The sequence below is a fragment of the Pseudomonas sp. S30 genome (assembly GCF_016518545.1).
GTDB lineage: Bacteria > Pseudomonadota > Gammaproteobacteria > Pseudomonadales > Pseudomonadaceae > Aquipseudomonas.
This window is the reverse complement of record NZ_JACVTO010000017.1, coordinates 34,414-58,442: the sequence shown is the minus strand read 5'-3', so window position 1 is coordinate 58,442 and position 24,029 is coordinate 34,414. Positions and strand designations below refer to the sequence as shown.

Genomic DNA, 24,029 nt, shown 5'->3' with positions numbered 1-24,029 from the left:
ACAGGATCAGGAGTTCGTTCGACATGCTGCACTCGTCTCGCCTCACCCAGCTGGCCCTGACCATCGCCCTGGTCGTCGGTGCGCCCATGGCCACCGCCGCCGAGCCGGTCAAGGCCGCCAAGCCGGCGGCCGTGCCGGCCACCGAGGTGACGGCCAAGGCGCCGCTGCCGCTGGACGAACTGCGCACGTTCGCCGAGGTCATGGACCGCATCAAGGCCGCCTACGTCGAGCCGGTGGACGACAAGACCCTGCTGGAGAACGCCATCAAGGGCATGCTCAGCAACCTCGATCCGCACTCGGCCTATCTGGGTCCGGAAGACTTCCAGGAGCTTCAGGAGAGCACCAGCGGCGAGTTCGGTGGCCTGGGCATCGAGGTCGGCCAGGAGGACGGTTTCATCAAGGTGGTCTCCCCCATCGACGACACGCCGGCTTCACGCGCGGGCATCGAGGCGGGCGACCTGATCGTCAAGATCAACGGTGCGCCGACTCGCGGCCAGACCATGACCGAGGCCGTCGACAAGATGCGCGGCAAGATCGGCCAGAAAATCACCCTGACCCTGGTGCGCGACGGCGGCACGCCCTTCGACGTGACCCTGGCCCGCGCCGTGATCCAGGTCAAGAGCGTCAAGAGCCAGTTGCTGGAAAGCGGCTATGGCTATATCCGCATCACCCAGTTCCAGGTCAAGACCGGCGAGGAAGTGGGCAAGGCCCTGGCCAAGCTGCGCAAGGACAACGGCAAGAAGCTGCGCGGCCTGGTGCTGGACCTGCGCAACAACCCCGGTGGCGTGCTGCAGGCGGCCGTGGAAGTGGCCGACCACTTCCTCACCAAGGGCCTGATCGTCTACACCAAGGGCCGTATCGCCAACTCCGAGCTGCGCTTCAGCGCCGATCCGGCCGACGCCAGCGAGGGCGTGCCACTGGTGGTGCTGATCAATGGCGGCAGCGCCTCGGCCTCGGAAATCGTCGCCGGCGCCCTGCAGGACCAGAAGCGCGGCGTGCTGATGGGCACCGACAGCTTCGGCAAGGGCTCGGTACAGACCGTGCTGCCGCTGACCAACGACCGTGCGCTCAAGCTCACCACCGCGCTGTACTTCACGCCCAATGGCCGTTCGATCCAGGCCCAGGGTATCGTTCCGGACATCGAGGTGCGCCAGGCCAAGCTCACCGCCGAAGCCGACACCGACAATTTCAAGGAAGCCGACCTGCAGGGTCACCTGGGCAACGGCAACGGCGGCGCCGATCGCCCGACGGGCAGCAGCAAGCGCACCGAACGGCCCCAGGACGACGACTTCCAGCTCAGCCAGGCACTGAGCCTGCTCAAGGGCCTGAACATCACCAAGGGCGACTGATGGCGGTCATCCGCACGCTCGCGCTGACCCTGCTGTGCCTGCTGGCCGGCGCTGCCCACGCGGCGTCGACCAAAGCGTACATGAGCATCATCATCGATGACCTCGGGCAGAACAGCGAGCGCGACAGCCGCACGCTCGCCCTGCCAGGGCCGGTCACCCTGGCGGTCATGCCCGACACGCCCCACGCCAGCGACTTCGCCCGGCAGGCCCACAAGGCTGGCCGCACGGTGATCCTGCACATGCCCATGGACCCGGCCACCGGCCCCTACGCCTGGCACCCCGGCCTGCCCCTCGAAGAACTGGCCCGGCGCCTGGACGCCGCCCTGCTCAAGGTGCCGTTCGCCGCCGGTGTCAACAACCACATGGGCAGCCGCATGACCGCGCAGCCCGAAGCGATGGCCTGGCTGATGGCCGAGCTGCAGCGCCGCGACCTGTTCTTCGTCGACAGCCGCACCAGCGCCGCCACGGTGGCGGCGGCCAAGGCGCAGGAAGTCGGGCTGGCCAACGTTTCGCGGGATGTATTCCTCGACGACGTGCGCACGCCCGAGGCCATCGCCGAACAATTGCACAAAGGCGTGGAGCTTGCCCGCAGGCAAGGCTCGGCAGTGCTGATCGGCCATCCCTACCCGCAAACCCTGCAAGTGCTCGAGCGCGAGATACCGCGCCTGGCCGCCCAGGGCATCACCCTGATCGGCCTGCACCAGATGATCGCCGAACGCAGCAACCAGGCCATGCCCGCCCACGGTCGCCACGGCCGCTACAGCAACCGCTGACGGCGCTCACTCGAACGGGATGATGCCCTCGACATCGCCTTTGCGCAGTTGCCCCCGGTAGATCTTCAGCACCTGACTGCGCCGGGCAGCACGCACCTGCGCCTGCTGGCCCAATTTGCGCTGCTCCCACAGCTTGAGGTGACCCTTGGCGAAATCGCGATCCGGCGTATCCTCGGCCAGATAGTGGAAATGTGCCTCCCAGAGCTTTTTGCCACTGGCCTGCCGGATTTCGTAGGTGTCGAGAAAGTCGCTGGCCGCCAGGCGAATGCGACGCTCGCTGCGCGCGATGCTGATCTCGCCGATGCCATGCAGGTACCGCAATGCGTTGAGGGTCGGTGTCTGGGTCCTCAGGTAATGAACCGTGAGCAGCTCGCGCTTGCTCGACTCGAGCAACTCGACGGCCCTGTTGGCCTGCTCGACCAACTCGGCGTCCCGCCCACTGCGCGGCAACGACGCGAGCCCGCGCTGCAGATCCTTCGAATGCAGATCGATGACGGTGGAGAGCCCCAGGGGCTCGTCGTTGGCGAAGAAGCGCTTGGCGATGGCGATGGTCGGCTGGACTTCGCCCAACAGCTTCTTCATGCGCGAGCGAACGACCGAGGGTTGGGGTGAAGGCGCAGGAGAGGGTCCCTCTTCACGTCGGTCGTCGACCTCCTGCCACTGGCTGGCCTGCCGACGGAAAGTGCGCAGGACGTTGTCGTGGCTGTCCTTCTGCTCCAGTACGGCTTCGCCGTCGGCTCCGGTGGACTCGACGCCGACCACGTTGCGCCCGCGCTGGGTCCTGACGACCCGACGGATGCCGCCTCGGGGCGCGTACACCGGTGTGCGCCTCGGCGCCGGCTCGGCCAGTTCGATCTCTCGCACACTGGCATTCATGTCGGCACTGGCCAGGGCCTTGAGCCGGCGCACACTCCCCAGAAAACGCTGCAGCTTGTCCTGGCGAATGGCGGCAGGCTTGACGGCCGCCAGGTATTCGGCACTGCCAATGGTTTCCTCGTAGGCTTCGATCACGTCGTTGAGCACCGCCACGCGCTCCTCCTCGGACAGATCGCTGCTGGCCAGTTCGCCATGGGCGCTACCGGCACTGCGCAGAGCGTCGCTCACCAGCATCTCGTCCAGACGCGCGATGTCTTCCTCGGTCGGACCTTTCAGGCGGTCCAGGCACAACTCGCCGAGGTCCTCCAGCAAGCGCATCTCGACATCGATGGCGTTATGGCGGCGCAGCTCGATGACCTTGTCCAACTCGTGACGCTTGTTGATCGGACGATCCTGCTCATCGCGGTAGACGATCACGTCATCCTTGATGGTGCGCTCGAGCAACCCATCGAAACGCACGGCCAGCTCGACCAGTTCCTCGCCCAGCTTTTCCACCCGTTCCAGGGAGGCGACCAGACGCTGGTACTGCTGCTGCTCCGCGTCCGTCTCTGGAAAGATCGCAATGGCTCGTCGCTGGACGTCGATATCCTCTTCGTTGATCAGGGTCGCCAGGAGGTTGTAGCGCTGCTCGCACGCGGCGATCACGCCCTGGGTCAGAATACTGCGCTGGTGCGACAAGGCATCGACCATGACCTCACTGGACAGCTTGACCGCGCCAAGCTCGCGCAGCAGTGCATCGTGCTGCAGGTTATGCTCGATCAGGTCCTTGAGGTCCTTGGCCAGCACGTTGCGCTGCGCTCTCCTGATCTGCAGGTGCAGGTCCAGCAACTCGCGCTGGCGTTCGTCCAGCGATCCCAGGGCCTGCAATTCCTCGATCTTGGCATGGCTCTTGTCCTCCTCGGCCAGATGCTTGTCCAGCCGCTGGCCCAGACCATTGCGAATACCCGTCAGACGCGCATCCTCCGCCCTGATCCGCGCCTCTTCGGCGAGGTTCTGCTCGCGCTTGAGGGCGATACGACTCTTGGGCATACCGCCACGCAGGCGTTGCCCTACATCGATGCGCCACCCCGACGCGTCACGCTCCAGCCAAGGCCCCAGACGCCCGTCGGCACCCACGACCCGCACACCCTCCTCGCTGATCGCGATTCGGTAGGCATCGCCACGCAGCCCCACGTAGTGTTCGCCCTCGATCAGGTAGAGCCCGGCCGCGGCGCCGCGCTCGACCAATGCCTGAGGCTGGAGGACCTTGGCGCTGCGCAGGGCCTCGAGGTCGCGCAGCCGTTGCGCAGGCAAGCGATTGAAGCCGTCGCTGCCGGTGAAGGAAAAGTCCAGCAGCGCATCGGCCTTGACCAAGGCCCCGGACAGGTACACCTTGCCTTGGCTAGCGATCTGCGGCCGTGCCGTCGGCACCGACAGCGACCCACGGGTCGGCTCCAGCAGGCCCAGCTCAGGCGGACGCTCGATCGCGACCAAGGGGATCGAAGGTGTCCGCGCATGGGCCAGTGCCATCACCAGGTTCATCAGCATGTCGACCACGGCGGCGGAGCGCTCGAACGCGCTGCCCTCGACGATGGCTCGCACGTCGGCAGAAGCCGCATTGAACATCTGCACCAACCACAGTACCTGAGCCACCGGACCGCGCACCACCAGGCTGGCGACGTCGAACAGCAGCCAGGCGCCCTCGACCAGCAGTGCCCAGCGACTCTCGGCAGTGGACAGGGACTCGCGCTCGCCCAGTTCCACCAACAGATCTCGGTTGGCCTGGTAAAGCTGCGCATCCACTTCGGTGCGCCAGAAGCGGGCCCAGAACCGTACGGGTTCGACCGGCTCGGGCAGCAGCTGGGTATCCAGGATGGGCCTGCCCAGGTGCGGCTCGGCGAAGCCGCCATGGTCATAGACCTTGCGTGCCTCGGCGGGCAGCCAGTCGAGCAGGCTGCGCTGCAGGTCGGCCTCCTCGCGCACCGCCGCCATCATCGCGTCGATAGTGGCGAACTCACGCACTGGCGCCTGGGCGTACAGCGGTCGATAGAGGACCACGCTGTGGGTCTGGACCACGTACAGCACATACATGCCCATCACCTGGTCATAGGACTCGCTGCCCGGCTCACGCCTGAGCGCGAACGGCATCAGCATGCTCGACGGCAACTGGGTATCCAGGCGCCCGCCACAGTAGTCGGCTACAGCCTGCAGATTCGGCTCCGTCAACTGATGTTCCAGCCTGGCCTGTAGCGCGCTGGCCAGAAACGCCGAACGCCATTGCCGGGCGAAGCGCTCGGCTCGCTGTCCGTACCCGGCGGGATCATCCAGCTGGGCCGCGACATAACGCGGATAGTCGCCACCGATGTCGACGCGCTCGACCAGTGCCTTGACATAGTCGGCCGTCAGCCACGCCATGATCAGCTGGCCGCTTCGGTGGGTGATTGCCGTGATCGTGGCACCGTGCAGCGACGCCAGATTATCGATGGCGAACTGGGTCAAGGTGACGGTGCGTTTTTCCAGCGTGCCATCGCCAGGTCCTGCCCCGGCACCGCCCGGCACACCCCAGGCGTGGGTAAGCTCCAGTAGCAGGTCGTCTGGGAAGTAATTGGCGTCTATGGGGTGGTCGATCAGCAGTTGTTCGCGCAACTGGGCGCTGGCGTAGCTGTGCAGGTCGAGCACGTCGTCCAGCGCCGAGGTTCCGTCCGACTGGGCCTGGGCCAACGCCAGCTGGAAAAGCGCCGACTGGCAGGCGAAGCTGTCCTGGGCGTCCAGGCCAGACCATCTGGCTGGCAGGGTACCTGCCACCTGGGCCTGGACCCTGTAGCCTGGAATGAACCAGTGTGCCGGGTCGGTCAGCGCCAGGCTGATGCGCTCCAGCGCCTCGACGCTGTCTGGCGGCCGGGACCAGGCCATGTGCACACGCTGTAGCAGCTGCTCCTGCATCAAGGCCGTCAGTTGCACGAACGGGTCGCCCTCGAGTTCGTGACGATGGCAGCTCAATGCCTGGTAATCGGACAGGTACAGGTAATCGGCCGCCAGTGCATCGAGCAGGGACTCATCGTCGTCGAACGCCCACACCACCCCGCACGGCCTGCACCACAGGATCACGTCGGCCTCGTCCCACTGCCCGATGAAGAACAGATCGGTGAGGAACTCGCGGTACACCTCAGCGTTGCGCTGCAGTTCGATTTCCAGGAAGAACACCGAGGACTGCTGCCCATCACCTGACAGCAACCCCAGCAGGCAGGATCGTTGCCGCTCGTCCAGGCGCTGCAGCGCGAGGTTGTGAAGCAGTGCGCTGCGGATCGCCAATTGCAGGCAACGATCACGGCTGGCGCCCAGGTCCCCCGGCGCCCGCCAGTAGTCGATCTGGGCCTGATCGAAATGCGCCTCCAGCGTCAGCAGCAGGTCGCTGAGGGGGGCGATCAAGCGCTGCAGTTCGATCAGGTCACCCTCGGTCGTTTCGAACGGGTCGTCGATGGCGAAAAAGCGTTTCTGCCCGAGCATCAGGTAAGGCAGGAACGGAGCGGTGGTCGCCGAAGACAGCAGATGGCCCCGCAGGTGCGCGTGCAACATGACATCGACCAGCGGCCGCAGGTCGATGCGCTGACCGTCGGCCGTCGGCAAGGCCAGGTTGATCCGGTCGGCGTCGACCAGCTCGGGACGGTGGATGGCGATCAGCGGGTACTGGTCGATCAACACCTGCAGGATCTGGCGGCTGAGCACCTGGCGCAGCGTGGGGCGGCTGGCGAACTGGGCGCTCACCAGAGACGCGAAATCGGGGGAGGCGGCGGCGATGGCGGTCATGGCGATGTCTCGCTGAAGAACGAGCCTCGACCCTAGCGACCCTACCGCTCCGAGGTGGCTTATTTATCGCTCGACCAGGGCCACGGCGCCGATCAGCGCCGCAGCCCCGTGATTGATCAGCTGTAGACCCGCCCCAGCACCTGGCGATGGCTCTCGAACTGATCCAGCACGTCGCGCACGATCTGCTCGGGGGTGAAGCCCATCAGGTCGTATTCCTGGCTGCCGTCGTGCAGGTATACCTCCGCACGGTAGAAGCGCTGACGCACCAGCGACTCGTCGTCGGCCGCCGCTTCGCTCGGTGCAGCCTGATAACCGTCCAGGCTGACTTCGTAGACGAACGGATTACCCTCTTCCATCATCACCCGCACGCCCATCATGTCGCGCGACTGGCCCACCCGGGTTTCGACCTCGAAGCCCAGCGCGCGCAAGTGTTCGGCCGCTTCCCTGAGTGCCGGGCTGACGTAGCGGTCCATGAAGCGCTGCACCACTGCCTGGGTGGGTTGCAGTTCGAGCTGGGTCAGGCGCTCGCTGAAACCACGTCGGCCACGGGCGGCCAGTTCCGCGCGCTCCTGCTCGATCGCCACGTCCTGCTTCATGGCCTTGTACAGCCCGAACATGAACAGCACCAGCACCACCGAGAACGGCAGCCCGGCCAACACCACCATGGTCTGCATCGCCTCGAAGTTGCCGGCGAACAGCAGTCCTACCGTCACCAGGGTGATAATCACCGACCAGAACACCACCATCCAGTGCGGCGCATCTTCATCCACCTGCCCGCCGGTGCATGAAAGATTGGCCATCATCACCGCCCCTGAGTCGGCCGGCGTGAGGAACAGCACGAAGCCGACGAACACCGCCACGCCGATGACGATCTTGGCGGCGGGGAAGTACTCCAGCAGCTGGTAGATGGACATCGACGGCTGCTCCAGCGCAGTCTTGCCCAGTTCCACGGCACCGTGGTTGATCACCAGGTCCAGGGCCGTGTTGCCGAAGATCGACAGCCACGCCAGGGTGAAGCCCAGCGGGATCAGCAGCACGCCGCTGACCAGTTGGCGCACCGTGCGGCCCTTGGAGATGCGCGCGATGAACATGCCGACGAACGGGCCCCAGGAAATCCACCAGGCCCAGTAGAACACCGTCCACAGGCCCAGCCAGCGCTCGGACTTGCCCGCCTCGCCCTCGTACACATAGAGGTCGAAGGTCTTGAGCACCAGCCCGTTGAGGTAGTCGCCCACGTTCTGCACGAAGCCATTGAGCAGGTGCAGGGTCTGCCCGCCCAGCAGCACGAAGATCAGCAGGCCGCTGAACAGTGCGATGTTCAGGTTGGACAGGCGGCGGATGCCGTTCTCCACACCCGACACCGCCGCCACCGTGGCCACCCCGGCCATCACCAGGATCACCACCAGCAGGTTGGTCTTGCTGTGGTCCATGCCGAACAGGTATTCCAGGCCCGAAGCCACCTGCATCGAGCCGATGCCCAGGTTGGTCACCAGGCCCAGCAGGGTGACGAACATGCCGAAGATGTCCACTGCATTGCCGGCCGCGCCCTTGACCCAGCGCTCGCCCACCAGCGGGTACAGCGCCGAGCGCAGTGCCAGGGGCTGGTTGTGACGGTAGGCGAAGTAGCCGACGGCCAGGCCCACCAGGGCATAGATGGCCCAGCCGTGCAGGCCCCAGTGCAGGAAGGTCAGTTGCAGGCCCTGGCGCGCAGCCTCCAGGCTCGCCGGGGTGCCTTCGGGCGGATTGAAATAGTGGTCCAGCGGCTCGGAGGCACCGAAGTACAGCAGGGAAATACCGATACCGGAGGAGAACAGCATGCCGGCCCAGGCGCCGTAGCTGAAGTCGGGCTGATCGTCCTTGCCGCCCAGCTTGAGCTTGCCGTAGTCGGAAAAGGCCAGATAGACCACGAACATCAGGTAACCACAGATCACCAGCATGTAGTACCAGCCGAAGGTACGCGTCAGCCAGTTCTGGGCGACACCCAGCACCTGGCCCGCGGTTTCGGGTACGGCGATCAGCAAGGCAGTCAACGCGAGGATCAGCAGCGCAGAGGTGTAGAACACCACGCGGTTGACCCGAACCCTCTCGGCGGGGGGCTTTGTCAGGGAGGCAGAACTCATTGCACGAATGCTCCGGGCAGTGCAGCGGTGGAGGCTAATACAGTCTTGTCCCGAGCAATCGGTGGAATCCCCCTACTGCTTCAGGTGTTATAAAAGCACCTTGGAAATCGTGAACCCGAACCGAATCACTGCAGCAAAACAGAGTGGCGAGCCCGGTATCGGCGCGATCATCCGCTGTGGATGCGCGTCCGTGTCGCAGCTCGCCCGACCCGCTCCAGAGGCCTGCCGCACGGTCCAGGACCGCTCGGCCGAATCTGTCACTGCACCGCTCATGCCGCTCAACGCCCTGTATTCGCGGAGGGTTTGCACGATTTTCCGGGGTGCCAATCCGTGTCGCATCGACCGCCTGAAATGCTGTCAATGGCACAAATTGTCGCAGAGCTTATTCTTTATTGATTGAACGTTCAATCAAAACAAAATAGACTGGCCCTCGCCGAGTCGGATGCGTGTCGTCCACTGGCAGGCCTGAGGAGAAAGCACGATGCCCAAGGTCGGTATGCAACCCATTCGCCGCCAGCAGTTGATCGAAGCCACCCTGCAAGCGGTCGATCAGGTAGGACTGGGAGACGCCAGCATTGCGCTGATCGCGCGTTTGGCCGGCGTGTCGAACGGCATCATCAGTCACTACTTTCAGGACAAGAACGGCCTGATCGCAGCGACCATGAGCTATGTCATGAAGATGCTCGGCGAAGGCGTCAACGTGCGCCGCGAGGCGCTGCAGGAAGACACACCACGGGCCCACCTGCTGGCCATCATCGAGGGCAACTTCGATGCCAGCCAGGTCAACGGACCGGCCATGAAGACCTGGCTGGCGTTCTGGGCCTCGAGCATGCACCAACCGTCCTTGCACAGGTTGCAGCGGATAAATGACCACCGCCTGTACTCCAACCTGTGTTGTCAGTTTCGCCGTGTCCTGCCGCTCTACCATGCGCGCAAGGCAGCACGCGGCCTGGCGGCCCTGATCGATGGTCTGTGGCTGCGCGGCGCGCTGTCGGGCGATGGGTTCGACACGGAACAGGCGATACGCATCGCCTGCGAATACATGGATCTACAACTGGCCAAACAGCACAACCTGCCACCCCAGGCTGCTGAAGAACCGCCGGCGACCCTGGCCCTGAAGGCAGGCATGCGAGGCGGCTAGCCACCCACACACTGCACTTGCGAGGATTCTATGGCCCGTTTCGGAACGCAAAAACTCTACATCGACGGCGGTTATGTCGACGCCGGCAGCGATGCCACCTTCGAAGCCGTCAACCCGGCTACCGGCGAAGTGCTCGCCCACGTCCAGCGCGCCACCGAAGCCGACGTCGAGCGCGCCGTCCAGAGCGCCGAGCGGGGCCAGAAGGTCTGGGCCGCGATGACCGCCATGCAGCGCTCGCGCATCCTGCGCCGCGCCGTGGACATCCTGCGCGAACGCAACGACGAACTGGCCATGCTGGAAACCCTGGACACCGGCAAGTCGTACTCCGAAACCCGCTACGTGGACATCGTCACCGGTGCCGACGTGCTCGAATACTATGCAGGCCTGGTGCCCGCCATCGAAGGCGAGCAGATTCCGCTGCGCGAATCGTCCTTCGTCTACACCCGCCGCGAGCCGCTGGGCGTGACCGCCGGCATCGGCGCCTGGAACTACCCGATCCAGATCGCCCTGTGGAAATCCGCCCCGGCCCTGGCCGCGGGCAACGCGATGATCTTCAAACCGTCGGAAGTCACTTCGCTGACCACCCTCAAGCTGGCCGAGATCTACACCGAGGCCGGCCTGCCGGACGGCGTGTTCAACGTGCTCACCGGCAGCGGCCGTGAAGTCGGCACCTGGCTCACCGAGCACCCGCGCATCGAGAAGGTCTCCTTCACCGGCGGCACCACCACCGGCAAGAAAGTCATGGCCAGCGCCTCGAGCTCCTCGCTCAAGGAAGTGACCATGGAGCTGGGCGGCAAGTCGCCGCTGATCATCTGCGACGACGCCGACCTGGACAAGGCCGCCGACATCGCCATGATGGCCAACTTCTACAGCTCCGGTCAGGTCTGCACCAACGGCACCCGCGTTTTCGTTCCCGCTTCGCTGAAGCAGGCGTTCGAGGCCAAGATTCTCGAGCGCGTGGCACGTATCCGCGTCGGTAACCCGGAAGACGAAAACACCAACTTCGGCCCGCTGGTCAGCTTCGCCCACATGGAAAGCGTGCTCGGCTACATTGCCAAGGGCAAGGAAGAAGGGGCTCGTCTACTGTGCGGGGGTGAGCGCCTGACCGACGGCGTGCTGGGCAAGGGCGCCTTCGTCGCACCGACCGTGTTCACCGACTGCCGCGACGACATGACCATCGTCAAGGAAGAGATCTTCGGCCCGGTGATGAGCATCCTCGCCTACGACACCGAAGAAGAGGCCATTCGCCGCGCCAACGACACCGACTACGGCCTGGCCGCCGGCGTGTGCACCAACGACCTCACCCGCGCTCACCGCATGATTCACCAGCTCGAAGCCGGTATCTGCTGGATCAACGCCTGGGGCGAGTCGCCGGCCGAAATGCCGGTCGGTGGCTACAAGCAATCGGGCGTGGGCCGCGAGAATGGCATCAGTTCCCTGGCCCAGTACACGCGCATCAAGTCGGTTCAGGTCGAACTGGGCGGCTACGCGTCGGTCTTCTGATCGATCGATCGCAGCCTCGGGTTCCCGTCCTCAAGCTGCAAGAACGTGCCGGTCGGCCTTGCGCCACCGGCCCTTGCAGGTCACATCCATCTTGCAAGCCTCGCTCGACTGCGCTCGATCGCAGCCCGTAGCTTGCAGCCGCTTCCGGAGGAAGCCCCATGGAATATGATTACATCATCGTTGGTGCCGGCTCGGCCGGTAATACCCTGGCCACCCGCCTGACCGAAGACGCCAGTGTCTCGGTGCTGCTGCTCGAAGCCGGCGGCCCCGACTACCGCTTCGATTTCCGCACCCAGATGCCGGCCGCGCTGGCTTTCCCGCTGCAGGGCAAGCGCTACAACTGGGCGTACGAGACCGACCCCGAGCCGCACATGGACGGCCGGCGCATGGAGTGTGGTCGCGGCAAGGGCCTGGGTGGCTCGTCGCTGATCAACGGCATGTGCTACATCCGTGGCAACGCCCTGGACTTCGACGGCTGGGCCAAGCTCCCAGGGCTCGAAGACTGGACCTACCTGGACTGCCTGCCCTACTTCCGCAAGGCCGAAACCCGTGACATCGGCCCTAACGACTACCACGGCGGCGAAGGCCCGGTCAGCGTCACCACGCCCAAGGCCGGCAACAACCCGCTGTTCGCCGCCATGGTCGAAGCCGGCGTGCAGGCCGGCTACCCGCGCACCGAAGACCTCAACGGCTACCAGCAGGAAGGCTTCGGTCCGATGGACCGCACCGTGACCAAGAATGGCCGTCGCGCCAGTACCGCGCGCGGCTACCTGGACGAAGCCAAGAAGCGCTCGAACCTGACCATCGTCACCCATGCCCTGAGCGATCGCATCCTGTTCGAGGGCAAGCGCGCCGTGGGCGTGACCTATCTGGTCGGCGACAGCGAAGAACGTGTCGAAGCCCGCGCGCGCAAGGAAGTGATCGTCAGCTCCGGCGCCATCGCTTCGCCGCAACTGCTGCAACGTTCCGGGGTGGGCCCGCGCGCGCTGCTCGAAAGCCTGGACATTCCGGTGGTCCACGACCTGCCGGGCGTTGGCGAGAACCTCCAGGACCACCTGGAGCTGTACCTGCAGTACGCCTGTACCCAGCCGGTGTCGCTGTATCCCTCGCTGCTGTGGTGGAACCAGCCGGCCATCGGAGCCGAATGGCTGTTCAACGGCACGGGCATCGGCGCCAGCAACCAGTTCGAGGCCGGTGGCTTCATTCGGTCGCGACCTGAGTTCGAATGGCCGAACATCCAGTATCACTTCCTGCCGGTGGCCATCAATTACAACGGTTCCAAAGGCGTACAGGAGCATGGCTTCCAGGCGCACATGGGTTCGATGCGCTCGCCGAGCCGCGGTCGCGTCCAGGCCAAGTCCAAGGACCCACGCCAGCACCCGAGCATCCTGTTCAACTACATGGCCACCGAGCAGGACTGGCAGGAGTTCCGTGACGGTATCCGCCTGACCCGCGAAATCATGGCGCAACCGGCGCTGGACCCTTACCGTGGCCGTGAGATCAGCCCGGGCGAGCACGTGCAGACCGACGAGCAACTGGACAAATTCATCCGCGAGCACGCCGAAACCGCCTACCACCCGTCCTGCTCGTGCAAGATGGGCACCGACGACATGGCGGTGGTCGACGGCGAAGGTCGTGTGCATGGCATGCAGGGCCTGCGCGTGGTGGATGCTTCGATCATGCCGGTGATCATCACCGGTAACCTCAACGCCACCACGATCATGATCGCCGAGAAGATCTCCGACCGCATCCGCGGCCACCAACCCCTGCCGCGCAGCACCGCCGACTACTATGTGGCCGGCGATGCACCGGTCAAGGGCAAGGCGCTGCGCGAGGTCAACCCGGCCTGATGGACCCTGCCGGGGCCGCTCGCATCGGCCCTGGCAGGCACGGATTCATCCGCGGAGGCCGGCACTACCGGCCCCTGCCCCGACAGCCTTTGCAGCCGCCCCGCCCCCTGCGCTGGCGCGCACAAACCCTTTACAGCCTGCCAATTCATCGGGTTAGAATCGATTGGCACGCGACCTGCTAGTTCTCTCCAGCACTACCACGTCTTCTTCCCCCGCGAGTCCCGGAGTACCCGCCCTTGGATGCCAGTACCATCAACAGCCTGTTCCTGATCGGCGCACTGCTGGTGGGCGCGAGCATCCTGGTCAGCTCCCTGTCTTCACGCCTGGGCATCCCGATCCTGGTCATCATCCTCGCGGTCGGCATGGTCGCCGGCGTGGACGGTGGCGGCATCGTCTTCAACAACTATCCCACCGCCTACCTGGTAGGCAACCTGGCGCTGGCGGTGATCCTGCTCGATGGCGGTCTGCGCACGCGGGTGGCGAGCTTTCGCGTAGCGTTGTGGCCGGCCTTGTCGCTGGCCACGGTAGGGGTGCTGATCACCACCGCGCTGACGGGGATGGTCGCCGCCTGGCTGTTCGACCTCAGCCTGATCCAGGGCCTGCTGATCGGCGCCATCGTCGGCTCCACCGATGCTGCCGCGGTGTTCTCGCTGCTAGGCGGCAAAGGCCTGAACGAGCGGGTCACGGCCACGCTGGAAATCGAGTCCGGCAGCAATGACCCGATGGCGGTATTTCTCACCGTCACCCTGATCGACATGATCGCCAGCGGCCAGACCGGCCTGCACTGGAGCCTGCTGACCCACCTGCTGCGCGAGTTCGGCATCGGTGGCCTGCTCGGCCTGGGCGGCGGCTGGCTGATGCTGCAATTGGTCAACCGCATCCACCTGGCCGGCGGGCTCTACCCGATCCTGGTGGTCGCCGGTGGCCTGGTGGTGTTCTCGCTGACCAACGCCCTGCACGGCAGCGGCTTCCTCGCCGTGTACCTGTGCGGGCTGGTGCTGGGCAACAGGCCGATCCGCAGCCGCCACGGGATCCTGCACATGCTCGACGGTATGGCCTGGCTGGCGCAGATCGGCATGTTCCTGGTGCTCGGCCTGCTGGTCACGCCGCACGACCTGCTGCCCATCGCCCTACCGGCCCTTGGCCTGGCGCTGTGGATGATCCTGGTGGCGCGGCCACTGTCGGTGGTCGCCGCACTGCTGCCGTTCAAGGCCTTCCATGGCCGCGAGAAAGGCTTCATCTCCTGGGTGGGATTGCGCGGGGCGGTACCGATCATCCTCGCGGTGTTCCCGCTGATGGCCGGGCTGCCGGACGCGCAGCTGTTCTTCAACCTGGCGTTCTTCATCGTGCTCATCTCGCTGCTGGTGCAGGGCACCAGCCTGCCGTGGATGGCCAAGCTGCTGAAGGTCACCGTGCCGCCCGATCCTGCGCCGATCTCGCGTTCGGCCCTGGAAGTGCACGTCACCAGCGAGTGGGAGCTGTTCGTCTACCGCCTGGGCGCGGAAAAGTGGTGCATCGGCTCGCCCCTGCGCGAGTTGAAGATGCCCGAAGGCACGCGGATCGCGGCACTGTTTCGCAGCGAACAACTGCTGCACCCCACCGGCAGCACCGTGCTGGAAGTGGGCGACATGCTCTGCGTGATCGGCCACGAACATGACCTGCCGGCCCTGGGCAAACTGTTCAGCCAGGCGCCCCAGCGCGGCCTGGACCTGCGCTTCTTCGGCGATTTCGTGCTCGAAGGCGACGCCGAACTGGGCGCAGTGGCCGCACTCTACGGCCTGCAGCTCGATGGCCTGGACGCCCGCACGCCGCTGGCACAATTCATTCGACAGAAGGTCGGCGGCGCGCCTATCGTGGGCGACCAGGTCGAGTGGCACGGCACGATCTGGACCATCGCGACCATGGACGGGAACAAGATCCAGAAAGTGGGCGTCAGATTCCCCGAAGGAACGCGTCCCGGCCCCGGGCTGTTCCTCTAAACTTCGATCCGTGCCCTTTTCGCCAGTAGTCTGCCTATGTCCCTGCGCCAGTATGCCCGCACAGCCCTCCTGGGGCTGTGTCTCACCTTATCGTTCGGCGCCGTGGCGGCCGAGATGCCCACCGCCCCTGGCGTGCAGAACAGCCTCGACAAGATCGCCGAGCGCAAGCTGGCCGAACCGGAACAGAAAGCGCTGCAACAGGTGCTTGAGCAGACCCTGTCGCTGATCACCAGCAAGGAAGACAACGAGCGCAAGCTCGCCGAGCTGAAACAGCAGTTGGCCAGCGCCCCCCAGGAAACCCGTGACAGCCAGCACGAACTGGCCAGGCTCAAGGCCAGCAAGCCGACCGCCGTAGCCCAGCGCTACGCCAACCTCGGCGTTCCGCAGCTCGAACAGATGCTGGCCGAACGCAGCACCCAACAGGGTGATCTGCAAAAGGCCCTGGCCGAAGCCAACAGCCTGATCATCAACTCGCAGACCCGTCCCGAGCGCGCCCAGGCCGAAATCAGCAACAACCAGACCCGCGCCCAGCAGATCAACAACGCCCTCAAGTCCGGCAAGGACAACGGCAAGGTGCTGTCGGCCGACCAGCGCAACCAGCTCAGCGCCGAGTTGGGCTCGCTCAATGCCCTGACCGCCCTGCGCCGTCAGGAACTGGCGGCCAACAGCCTGTTGCAGGACCTGGGCAATGCCCGCCACGACTTGCTGATCGAGCGCGCCACGCGCCTGGAGCAGGAGATCCAGGACCTGCAGACGCTGATCAACGACAAGCGCCTGGCCCAGTCCCAGCAGACCGTCACCCAGCAGTCGATCGAAGCGCAGAAAGCCGGCGGCAGCACCCTGTTGGCCAACGAGAGCGCTGCCAACCTGAAATTGTCCGACTACCTGCTGCGCAGCACCGACCGCCTCAACGAACTGACCCAGCAGAACCTGCAGACCAAGCAGCAACTGGACACCCTGACCCAGGCCGACCAGGCCCTGGACGAGCAGATCAACGTGCTCAAGGGCAGCCTGCTGCTGTCCAAGATTCTCTACAAGCAGAAGCAGGCCCTGCCGCACCTGAAGTTGGACCGCGACCTGGCCGACCAGATCGCCGACATTCGCCTCTACCAGTTCGAGGTCAACCAGCAACGCGAGCAGATCACCAGTCCGATCACCTACGTCGACGACCTGCTGGCCAAGCAGCCCGAACAGGACGTGACGCCCCAGTTGCGCAAGGCCCTGCTGGAAGTGGCCATTACCCGCAGCGACCTGCTCGAACGGCTGAATCGCGAGCTGTCGGCGCTGCTCAACGAATCGATCACCTTGCAGCTCAATCAGAAACAGCTGCTGGGCACTGCGCAGAACCTGCGCACCACCCTCGATGAGCAGATGTTCTGGATCCCCAGCAACAAGCCGCTGGACTGGGAATGGCTGCGCTACGTGCCCCAGGGCTTCGCCGACCAGGTCGCCAGCCTGCCCTGGAGTTCGGGGGTCAAGGAACTGGCCGACGGGCTGATCCGCCGACCGCTGCTGTTCCTGCCGTTGCTGCTGGTGATCGGCGCCCTGCTGTGGCGCCGCAAGTACCTGTACGAGCGCCTGAACAAGGTGCACCAGGACATCGGCCATTTCCGTCGTGACAGCCAGTGGCATACGCCCCAGGCGATCCTGATCAACATCCTCCTGGCGATGCCGTTGAGCCTGGGCCTGGCGCTGTGCAGCTATGCGCTGCAGATCGACGCCCGGGGCCAGAACGCCAACCTCGGCGCGGCGCTCTGGCAACTGGCCCAGGCCTGGCTGGTGTTCTATACCGCCTACCGCATTCTCTCTCCAGGCGGTGTGGCGGAGGTGCACTTCCGGTGGCACAAGCCGCAGGTCGAGTTCCTTCGCGGCTGGGTGCGTCGGCTCGGTACCGTGGTGCTGGCCCTGGTCGGCGTGGTGGCGGTGGCCGAGCACCAGCCCTCGGCGCTGGCCGACGACGTACTGGGCATCGGTATCGTGCTGACCTGCTACGCGCTGATGGCCTGGCTGCTCAGTCGCCTGCTGCTCAGCAGCCCGGCCCACCGTGACACCTCGCTGTTCCGCAAAGCCGTAGGAGTGGCGTTCACGGCGTTGCCCGTGGCGCTGTTCATCGCCGTGTGCTTCGGCTACTACTACACTGCCCTCAAGCTGACCGACCGGCTGATCTATACCCTGTACCTGCTGATGTTCTGGCTGGTGATCGAGGCAGCGTTCGTGCGCGGCCTGTCGGTAGCCGCGCGGCGCCTGGCCTACCAACGCGCGCTGAGCAAGCGCGCGGCGGCCAAGGAAGGGCTGGACGGCGAGGTGATCGTCGAGGAACCGACGCTGGACATCGAACAGGTCAACCAGCAGTCGCTGCGCCTGATTCGCCTGGCCCTGCTCGGCGGCTTCATTGCCGGCCTGTACTGGGTGTGGGCGGATTTGATCACGGTGTTCTCCTACCTCAACAACATCACCCTGTACGAATACGCCAGCGGCACCGGCGCGACCGCCAGCATGGTGCCGATCAGCCTGGGCGACCTGCTCGGCGCGCTGGTGATCGCCGGCATCACCATCGCCCTGGCCAGCAACCTGCCAGGCCTGCTGGAGGTGCTGGTGCTGTCACGCCTGAGCCTGGCCCAGGGCAGTGCCTATGCCATCACCACACTGCTGTCGTATGTGATCGTCGGCGTCGGCATCGTCGGTACGCTGTCCACGCTCGGGGTCAGCTGGGACAAGCTGCAATGGCTGGTGGCCGCTCTGTCACTGGGGCTGGGTTTCGGCATGCAGGAAATCTTCGCCAACTTCATCTCCGGCATCATGATCCTGTTCGAGCGTCCGGTGCGCATCGGCGACACCATCACCATCGGCAACCTCTCCGGAACGGTGAGCAAGATCCGTATTCGCGCCACCACCATCACCGACTTCGATCGCAAGGACATCATCGTCCCCAACAAGACCTTCATCACCGGCCAGTTGATCAATTGGTCGCTGACCGACACCGTCACCCGCGTCACGCTGAAACTGGGCATCGACTACGGCTCGGACCTGGACCTGGTGCGCGACCTGCTGCTCAAGGGCGCCCACGAGAACCCGCGAGTGCTCAAGGACCCCGAGCCGCTGGTGTACTTCCTGCAATTCGGCGAAAGCTCCCTGGACCATGAGCTGCGCATGCACGTGCGCGACCTGGGCGACCGCAACCCGACGCTGGACGAGATCAACCGCTACATCAACCGCGAGTTCAAGGCCCACGACATCAAGATCTCGGTGCGCCAGGTGGAGGTGTTCCTGATGGACACCAAGGGCGGCAAGCAGCAGCTCATTCCGGCGCCGCAGCCCGGTGCCGACGGGCCGACCTCGGCCTGAGGCGCCCACCGCCGCACGGGGCGACGATCGCGCGGTGGGTTCGTCTGACGAGCCGTCCGCCAGGGACGTGATAGGCTTTGAGCGATCCGATCCCTGCGGGCGCGGGCTCGCCCCGCCAAGGGTCGCCAGCCGACCCTTGCCACTCATCCAGGAGCCGAACCCGTGAAAGCCCTCGACCAGTTGCACTTCGACAACCGTTTCGCTCGCCTGGGCGATGCCTTCTCCACCGAAGTCCTGCCCGAGCCGATCGCCGATCCGCGCCTGGTGGTGGCCAGCGAGGCGGCCATGGCGCTGCTCGACCTGGACCCCTCGCACGCCGAGTCGCCCGTGTTCGCCGAGCTGTTCAGTGGCCACAAGCTGTGGGACCAGGCGCAACCGCGGGCCATGGTGTATTCCGGTCACCAGTTCGGTGGCTACACCCCGCGGCTGGGCGATGGCCGCGGGCTGTTGCTGGGCGAAGTGCTCAACGACGCGGGCCAGCACTGGGACCTGCACCTCAAGGGCGCCGGGCAGACGCCCTTCTCGCGCATGGGCGACGGCCGGGCCGTGCTGCGTTCTTCGATCCGCGAATTCCTCGCCTCCGAAGCCCTGCACGCCCTCGGCATTCCCAGCAGCCGAGCCCTGTGCGTGATCGGTTCCAGCACCTCGGTATGGCGCGAAACCCAGGAAAGCGCGGCCATGCTGCTGCGCCTGGCGCCGAGCCATGTGCGTTTCGGCCACTTCGAATATTTCTACTACACCCGCCAGCCCGAACAGCAGCGGGTGCTGCTCGAGCATGTGCTGGAGCAGCATTATCCCGAGTGTCGCGAGGCCGAGCAGCCGTACCTGGCGATGTTCCACAACATCGTCGAGCGTAACGCCGAGCTGATCGCCCGCTGGCAAGCCTACGGTTTCTGCCATGGGGTGATGAACACCGACAACATGTCGATCCTGGGCATCACCTTCGACTTCGGCCCGTTCGCCTTCCTCGACGACTTCGACGCCAACTTCATCTGCAATCACTCCGACGACCGCGGCCGCTACAGCTACGCCAACCAGGTACCGATCGCCCATTGGAACCTCAGTGCGCTGGCCCAGGCCCTCACCACGGTGGTCGAGGTGGAGGCCTTGAAGCAGGCCCTGGAATTGTTCCTGCCCCTCTACCAGGCCCATTACCTGGACCTGATGCGCTGCCGCTTGGGCCTGGAAACGGCCGAGGACGGCGACATGGCCCTGGTCGAGCGCCTGCTGCAGTGCATGCAGAGCGGCGGCGTGGATTACACCCTGTTCTTCCGACACCTGGGCGAGCAGCCGGTGCAGCAAGCCTTGCAGACCGTACGCGCCGAATTCGTCGACCTGGCCGGTTTCGACGCCTGGGGCGCCGACTACCTCGCACGCTGCCAGCGCGAGCCCGGCAATGCACAGGGCAGACGCGAGCGCATGCATGCCGTGAATCCGCTGTACATCCTGCGCAACTATCTGGCGCAGCAGGCCATCGAGGCCGCCGAAGCGGGCGACTACAGTGAAGTACGACGGCTGCATCAGGTGCTGAGCAACCCCTTTGCCGAACAACCCGGCATGCAGGCCTACGCGCAGCGGCCACCGACCTGGGGCAAGCACCTGGAGATCAGTTGCTCGTCGTAGAGGTTTCCTGAACACCTCTGCACCGCCCACAGGGCATTGAGCGACGCGAGGCTACGCCACTGATCGGTACTTTCAAGGAGCTATCAAGGAGCCATCATGTCCGACCCACTGCTGATTCCCTGCCCCCACTGCGACGGCCTCAACCGAGTGCCGGCTTCCCGCCTGGGCGACGCCCCCACCTGTGGTCGTTGCAAGCGGCCGGTGCTGCTGGCAGCGCCCTTCGAGCTTGGCGAAGACCGCTACAGCGCGCAGATCAGGGGTGATATGCCGTTGCTGGTGGATGTCTGGGCCGAGTGGTGTGGACCCTGCAAATCCTTCGCCCCGGTGTTCGAGCAGGCCGCCCGCCAGCTCGTCGGCCGCTGCCGCCTGGCCAAGCTCGACAGCGAAGCCAACCGCCACCTGGCGGGGCAATTGGGCATTCGCTCGATTCCCAGCCTCATCCTGCTGCGCAACGGCCGGGAAGTCGCGCGCCAGGCCGGTGCACTGCCGCTGGCATCGCTGATGGAGTGGCTGCGCGCGCACGGTGTCTGATCGACGGACCGAGGTCAACCGCCTCTCTATCAGGCGCTGCGTTCGAGCAGATCGTGCAATTCCACGAACTGCTGGCTCAGCTTGTGCCGAGGCTCCAGGTGAATCAGCGGCAGGCTGGCGTGGTGCGATTCGCGCATCTTCACCGAGCTGGCGAGGTACACCGGCAGCACCGGCAGGCCTTCGGCGATGAGTTCGTCGAGCATCTGCTGGGGCAGGCTGGCGCGGGACTGGAACTGGTTGACCACGATTCCCTCCACTTGCAGGGCCTCGTTGTGGTCGTCCTTGAGCTCCTCGATTTCGGCCAGCAGCCCGTACAGCGCTTGGCGCGAGAAACTGTCGCAGTCGAAGGGAATCAACACACGGTCGGAGGCGATCAACGCGGACACGGCGTAGAAATTCAGCGCAGGCGGGGTGTCGATATAGATCCGCTCGTAGTCTTCGCTGAGGTCGTCGAGCAGTTTGCGCAGCTTGTTGATCTTGTGCTTGGCCTCGAGCTTGGGCTGCAGATCGGCCAGTTCAGGCGTAGCGGTGATGACATGCAGGTTGTCGAAGGGCGTTTCGTAGATATCGACCTTGTTCTTCTTGGCCACCGGCCCGCCCGCCAGGCTCTGCTTGAAGAAGTCGGCGATGCCCATGGGAATGTCGTCGCCGGTGAGGCCGGTCAGGTACTGGGTCGAGTTCGCCTGGGCGTCCAGGTCGATCAGCAGGGTCCGATAGCCTTCGCTGGCGCTGACCGCCGCCAGGTTGCAGGCGATGCTCGACTTGCCCACGCCACCTTTCTGATTGAACACCACGCGCCGCATGACAAGACCTCCGTGTTTCAGGGAATGCCCGAGTATGTGGCGGGCGGCATCGTTTAGCCAGCTTCTTGGGGCTTGTCCACCCCACCCAACAGCGCGGCGAAGGCCCTGGCCATCGCCGAACTGGCGCCGGCCCGCTGCACCAGCCACACCGCGCTGGTGGCCTGCGGGTCGAGCAAGGTGCGGTAGACCACGCCGTCGACGCGAATGCGCTGGAACGAGGCCGGCAGTACCGACACCCCCAGCCCCGCCGACACCAGCCCGATGATGGTCAAGGCCTCGCCCGCTTCCTGGGCGAAGTGCGGGCTGAAGCCGGCATGGCGCGCCAGCTCCATCAGTTGCGCGTACAGACCGCTGCCGTAGCTGCGAGGGAAGAACACGAAGGGCTCGTGAGCCAGCGCATCGAGGTAGAGGCCCTCTTCGCTGCCCAGGGCCAGTGGGTGCGAGGCATTGAGCACCGCCACCAGGGGTTCGCGGAACAGTTCGTTGACCGCCAGGCCCTCGGGCACTGGCAACGGACGCATCAGCCCCACCTCGATGGACTCGTCGAGCATCGCGTCGACCACTTCGCGGCTGCTCATTTCCTTCAGGTGCAGGTGCACGGCCGGAAAGCGCTGGCGAAAGGCGTGGATCGCCTGGGGAATGCGCGAGGTGAACGGCGCCGACGAGGTGAAGCCGATCTTCATCTCGCCCAGTTCGCCCAATTGTGCGCGGCGCGCCACGTCGGCGGCCCTGTCGACCTGGGCCAGCACCTGGCGGGCTTCGTCGAGAAACAGACGGCCCGCTTCACTGAGCTCCACCCGCCGATTGGTGCGCTCGAACAATCGCGCGCCCAATTCCTGCTCCAGCGCCTGGATCTGTTGGCTCAACGGCGGCTGAGAGATTCCCAGTTGCTGGGCGGCGCGCCCGAAATGCAGCTCCTCGGCGACCGCGATGAAATAGCGTAGATGACGCAGTTCCATTGACGCACTCCAAATAGGTCGAAAAACGTCTTAAATAGGTCGAACAATATATTGGAAATAATAATTAGCCAGCTATAAGCTTTTCCACATCGCAGCACCGGCCCCGTGCCATGAGGTAGTCCGTCGTGAAATCCGCTGTAGCCCCTTTACCCACGCAACCTGAACCCGCCCCCTTGAACGACCTGTGGATCGAAAAAGGCACTCCCGCCTTCATGAAGACCGTGCTGGCCCTGTTCAGCGGCGGCTTCGCCACCTTCGCCCTGCTGTACTGCGTGCAGCCGATGATGCCGCTGCTGTCCAAGGACTTTTCCATCAATGCGGCCCAGAGCAGCCTGGTGCTCTCGGTATCCACCGCGATGCTGGCGGTCGGCTTGCTGATCACCGGCCCGATCTCCGACCGCATCGGGCGCAAGCCGGTGATGGTGTTCGCATTGGCGTGCGCGGCGCTGTCCACCCTGGCCAGTGCCGTGATGCCGACGTGGGAACTGGTGCTGGCCACACGGGCGCTGGTGGGGCTGTCACTGAGCGGGCTGGCCGCCGTGGCGATGACCTACCTCAGCGAAGAGATCCATCCGCAGCACATCGGCCTGGCCATGGGCCTGTACATCGGCGGCAACGCCATCGGCGGCATGAGCGGACGCCTGATCACCGGCGTGCTGATCGACTTCGTCAGCTGGCATACGGCGATGCTGGTCATCGGCGGTCTGGCGCTGCTGGCGGCGGTAGTGTTCTGGAAGGTCCTGCCCGAGTCACGCAACTTCCGCGCGCAGTCGCTGCGGCCGCGTCGGCTGCTCGATGGTTTCGTGATGCACTTCAAGGATGCCGGCCTGCCCTGGCTGTTCCTCGAAGCCTTCCTGCTCATGGGCGCTTTCGTCACGCTGTTCAACTACATTGGCTATCGCCTGCTGGCCGAGCCATACCACATGAACCAGGCGCTGGTCGGCTTGCTCTCGGTGGTGTACCTGTCCGGTATCTACAGCTCGGCGCAGGTGGGCGCGCTGGCCGACCGGCTGGGTCGGCGGCGGGTGTTCTGGGCCAGTATCGGGGTGATGGCCATCGGCATGGCGATGACCTTGTTCACACCCTTGCCGCTGGTGGTGGTCGGCATGCTGGTGTTCACCTTCGGCTTCTTCGGCGCCCATTCGGTGGCCAGCAGCTGGATCGGCAGGCGGGCACTCAAGGCCAAGGGGCAGGCTTCGTCGCTGTACTTGTTCAGCTATTACGCAGGATCGAGCGTGGCCGGGACGGCGGGCGGGGTGTTCTGGCATCACTGGGGCTGGAACGGTATCGGCCTGTTCATCGGTGGTCTGCTGGCCGTCGCGTTGGCAGTGGCGCTGAAACTGAGCAAGTTGCAACCCAAGGCTGCGTGAAACGCCTGCGGGCCGAGCGAG

14 protein-coding genes are annotated in these 24,029 nt (G+C 65.1%); 10 read left to right on the top strand and 4 right to left on the bottom strand.

Features of this window, described 5'->3' with window-relative positions; translation table 11 throughout:
• Positions 1 to 23 precede the first annotated feature (23 nt).
• Both IAE34_RS18205 and IAE34_RS18200 read left to right on the top strand, forming a co-directional pair.
• Positions 24 to 1,349: a S41 family peptidase gene (locus tag IAE34_RS18205; RefSeq protein ID WP_200140369.1), complete on the top strand. Its 1,326-nt coding sequence runs from the start codon at positions 24 to 26 to the stop codon at positions 1,347 to 1,349.
• Positions 1,349 to 2,122, top strand: coding sequence for a divergent polysaccharide deacetylase family protein (locus IAE34_RS18200; RefSeq protein WP_200140368.1), 774 nt, complete (start codon positions 1,349 to 1,351; stop codon positions 2,120 to 2,122). The genes IAE34_RS18205 and IAE34_RS18200 overlap by 1 nt, the downstream gene beginning before the upstream one ends.
• Before the next feature lie 6 nt (positions 2,123 to 2,128).
• Here IAE34_RS18200 and IAE34_RS18195 read toward each other — a convergent pair whose 3' ends face one another.
• On the bottom strand, positions 2,129 to 6,784 hold the full coding sequence (locus IAE34_RS18195; RefSeq protein ID WP_200140367.1) for a dermonecrotic toxin domain-containing protein: 4,656 nt from the start codon (positions 6,782 to 6,784) through the stop codon (positions 2,129 to 2,131).
• A 116-nt stretch (positions 6,785 to 6,900) separates the two neighbouring features.
• Complete coding sequence (locus tag IAE34_RS18190; protein ID WP_200140366.1) at positions 6,901 to 8,904, bottom strand: BCCT family transporter; 2,004 nt, start codon at positions 8,902 to 8,904, stop codon at positions 6,901 to 6,903.
• Positions 8,905 to 9,385: 481 nt separating this feature from the next.
• Between IAE34_RS18190 and betI the strand changes: the two genes are divergently transcribed.
• From betI to trxC, 7 genes are all read left to right on the top strand, one after another.
• On the top strand, positions 9,386 to 10,045 hold the full coding sequence (gene betI / locus IAE34_RS18185) for a transcriptional regulator BetI (RefSeq protein ID WP_200140365.1): 660 nt from the start codon (positions 9,386 to 9,388) through the stop codon (positions 10,043 to 10,045).
• 30 nt (positions 10,046 to 10,075) lie between these two features.
• Complete coding sequence (gene betB / locus IAE34_RS18180; protein ID WP_200140364.1) at positions 10,076 to 11,548, top strand: betaine-aldehyde dehydrogenase; 1,473 nt, start codon at positions 10,076 to 10,078, stop codon at positions 11,546 to 11,548.
• 158 nt (positions 11,549 to 11,706) lie between these two features.
• Complete coding sequence (gene betA / locus IAE34_RS18175; protein ID WP_200140363.1) at positions 11,707 to 13,398, top strand: choline dehydrogenase; 1,692 nt, start codon at positions 11,707 to 11,709, stop codon at positions 13,396 to 13,398.
• A 236-nt stretch (positions 13,399 to 13,634) separates the two neighbouring features.
• Entirely contained in the window at positions 13,635 to 15,377 is a 1,743-nt protein-coding gene (locus IAE34_RS18170; RefSeq protein WP_200140362.1) for a potassium/proton antiporter, read from the top strand.
• Between the two features lie 36 nt (positions 15,378 to 15,413).
• Entirely contained in the window at positions 15,414 to 18,722 is a 3,309-nt protein-coding gene (gene mscK / locus IAE34_RS18165; protein ID WP_200140361.1) for a mechanosensitive channel MscK, read from the top strand.
• Positions 18,723 to 18,884: 162 nt separating this feature from the next.
• A complete protein-coding gene (gene selO, locus IAE34_RS18160) occupies positions 18,885 to 20,345 on the top strand; it encodes a protein adenylyltransferase SelO (protein ID WP_200140360.1) in 1,461 nt (486 codons plus the stop codon).
• A gap of 96 nt (positions 20,346 to 20,441) precedes the next feature.
• A complete protein-coding gene (gene trxC, locus IAE34_RS18155) occupies positions 20,442 to 20,876 on the top strand; it encodes a thioredoxin TrxC (protein WP_200140359.1) in 435 nt (144 codons plus the stop codon).
• Positions 20,877 to 20,905: 29 nt separating this feature from the next.
• Here trxC and IAE34_RS18150 read toward each other — a convergent pair whose 3' ends face one another.
• Both IAE34_RS18150 and IAE34_RS18145 read right to left on the bottom strand, forming a co-directional pair.
• Positions 20,906 to 21,679 (bottom strand): ParA family protein, encoded by a 774-nt coding sequence (locus IAE34_RS18150; protein WP_200140358.1) that lies wholly within the window; start codon positions 21,677 to 21,679, stop codon positions 20,906 to 20,908.
• 53 nt (positions 21,680 to 21,732) lie between these two features.
• Positions 21,733 to 22,638, bottom strand: coding sequence for a LysR family transcriptional regulator (locus IAE34_RS18145; protein ID WP_200140357.1), 906 nt, complete (start codon positions 22,636 to 22,638; stop codon positions 21,733 to 21,735).
• A 125-nt stretch (positions 22,639 to 22,763) separates the two neighbouring features.
• Here IAE34_RS18145 and IAE34_RS18140 point away from each other — a divergent pair, with 125 nt between their 5' ends.
• Complete coding sequence (locus IAE34_RS18140) at positions 22,764 to 24,008, top strand: MFS transporter (RefSeq protein ID WP_200140356.1); 1,245 nt, start codon at positions 22,764 to 22,766, stop codon at positions 24,006 to 24,008.
• Positions 24,009 to 24,029: the final 21 nt, after the last annotated feature.

What these genes read in the sequence shown, in the direction of transcription:
- IAE34_RS18195 (WP_200140367.1), bottom strand. Translation starts at nt 6,784, where the DNA reads ATGACCGCCATCGCCGCCGCCTCCCCCGATTTCGCGTCTCTGGTGAGC.
- trxC (WP_200140359.1), top strand. Translation starts at nt 20,442, where the DNA reads ATGTCCGACCCACTGCTGATTCCCTGCCCCCACTGCGACGGCCTCAAC.
- IAE34_RS18150 (WP_200140358.1), bottom strand. Translation starts at nt 21,679, where the DNA reads ATGCGGCGCGTGGTGTTCAATCAGAAAGGTGGCGTGGGCAAGTCGAGC.
- betA (WP_200140363.1), top strand. Translation starts at nt 11,707, where the DNA reads ATGGAATATGATTACATCATCGTTGGTGCCGGCTCGGCCGGTAATACC.
- IAE34_RS18190 (WP_200140366.1), bottom strand. Translation starts at nt 8,904, where the DNA reads ATGAGTTCTGCCTCCCTGACAAAGCCCCCCGCCGAGAGGGTTCGGGTC.
- IAE34_RS18145 (WP_200140357.1), bottom strand. Translation starts at nt 22,638, where the DNA reads ATGGAACTGCGTCATCTACGCTATTTCATCGCGGTCGCCGAGGAGCTG.
- IAE34_RS18205 (WP_200140369.1), top strand. Translation starts at nt 24, where the DNA reads ATGCTGCACTCGTCTCGCCTCACCCAGCTGGCCCTGACCATCGCCCTG.
- betI (WP_200140365.1), top strand. Translation starts at nt 9,386, where the DNA reads ATGCCCAAGGTCGGTATGCAACCCATTCGCCGCCAGCAGTTGATCGAA.
- betB (WP_200140364.1), top strand. Translation starts at nt 10,076, where the DNA reads ATGGCCCGTTTCGGAACGCAAAAACTCTACATCGACGGCGGTTATGTC.
- mscK (WP_200140361.1), top strand. Translation starts at nt 15,414, where the DNA reads ATGTCCCTGCGCCAGTATGCCCGCACAGCCCTCCTGGGGCTGTGTCTC.
- IAE34_RS18200 (WP_200140368.1), top strand. Translation starts at nt 1,349, where the DNA reads ATGGCGGTCATCCGCACGCTCGCGCTGACCCTGCTGTGCCTGCTGGCC.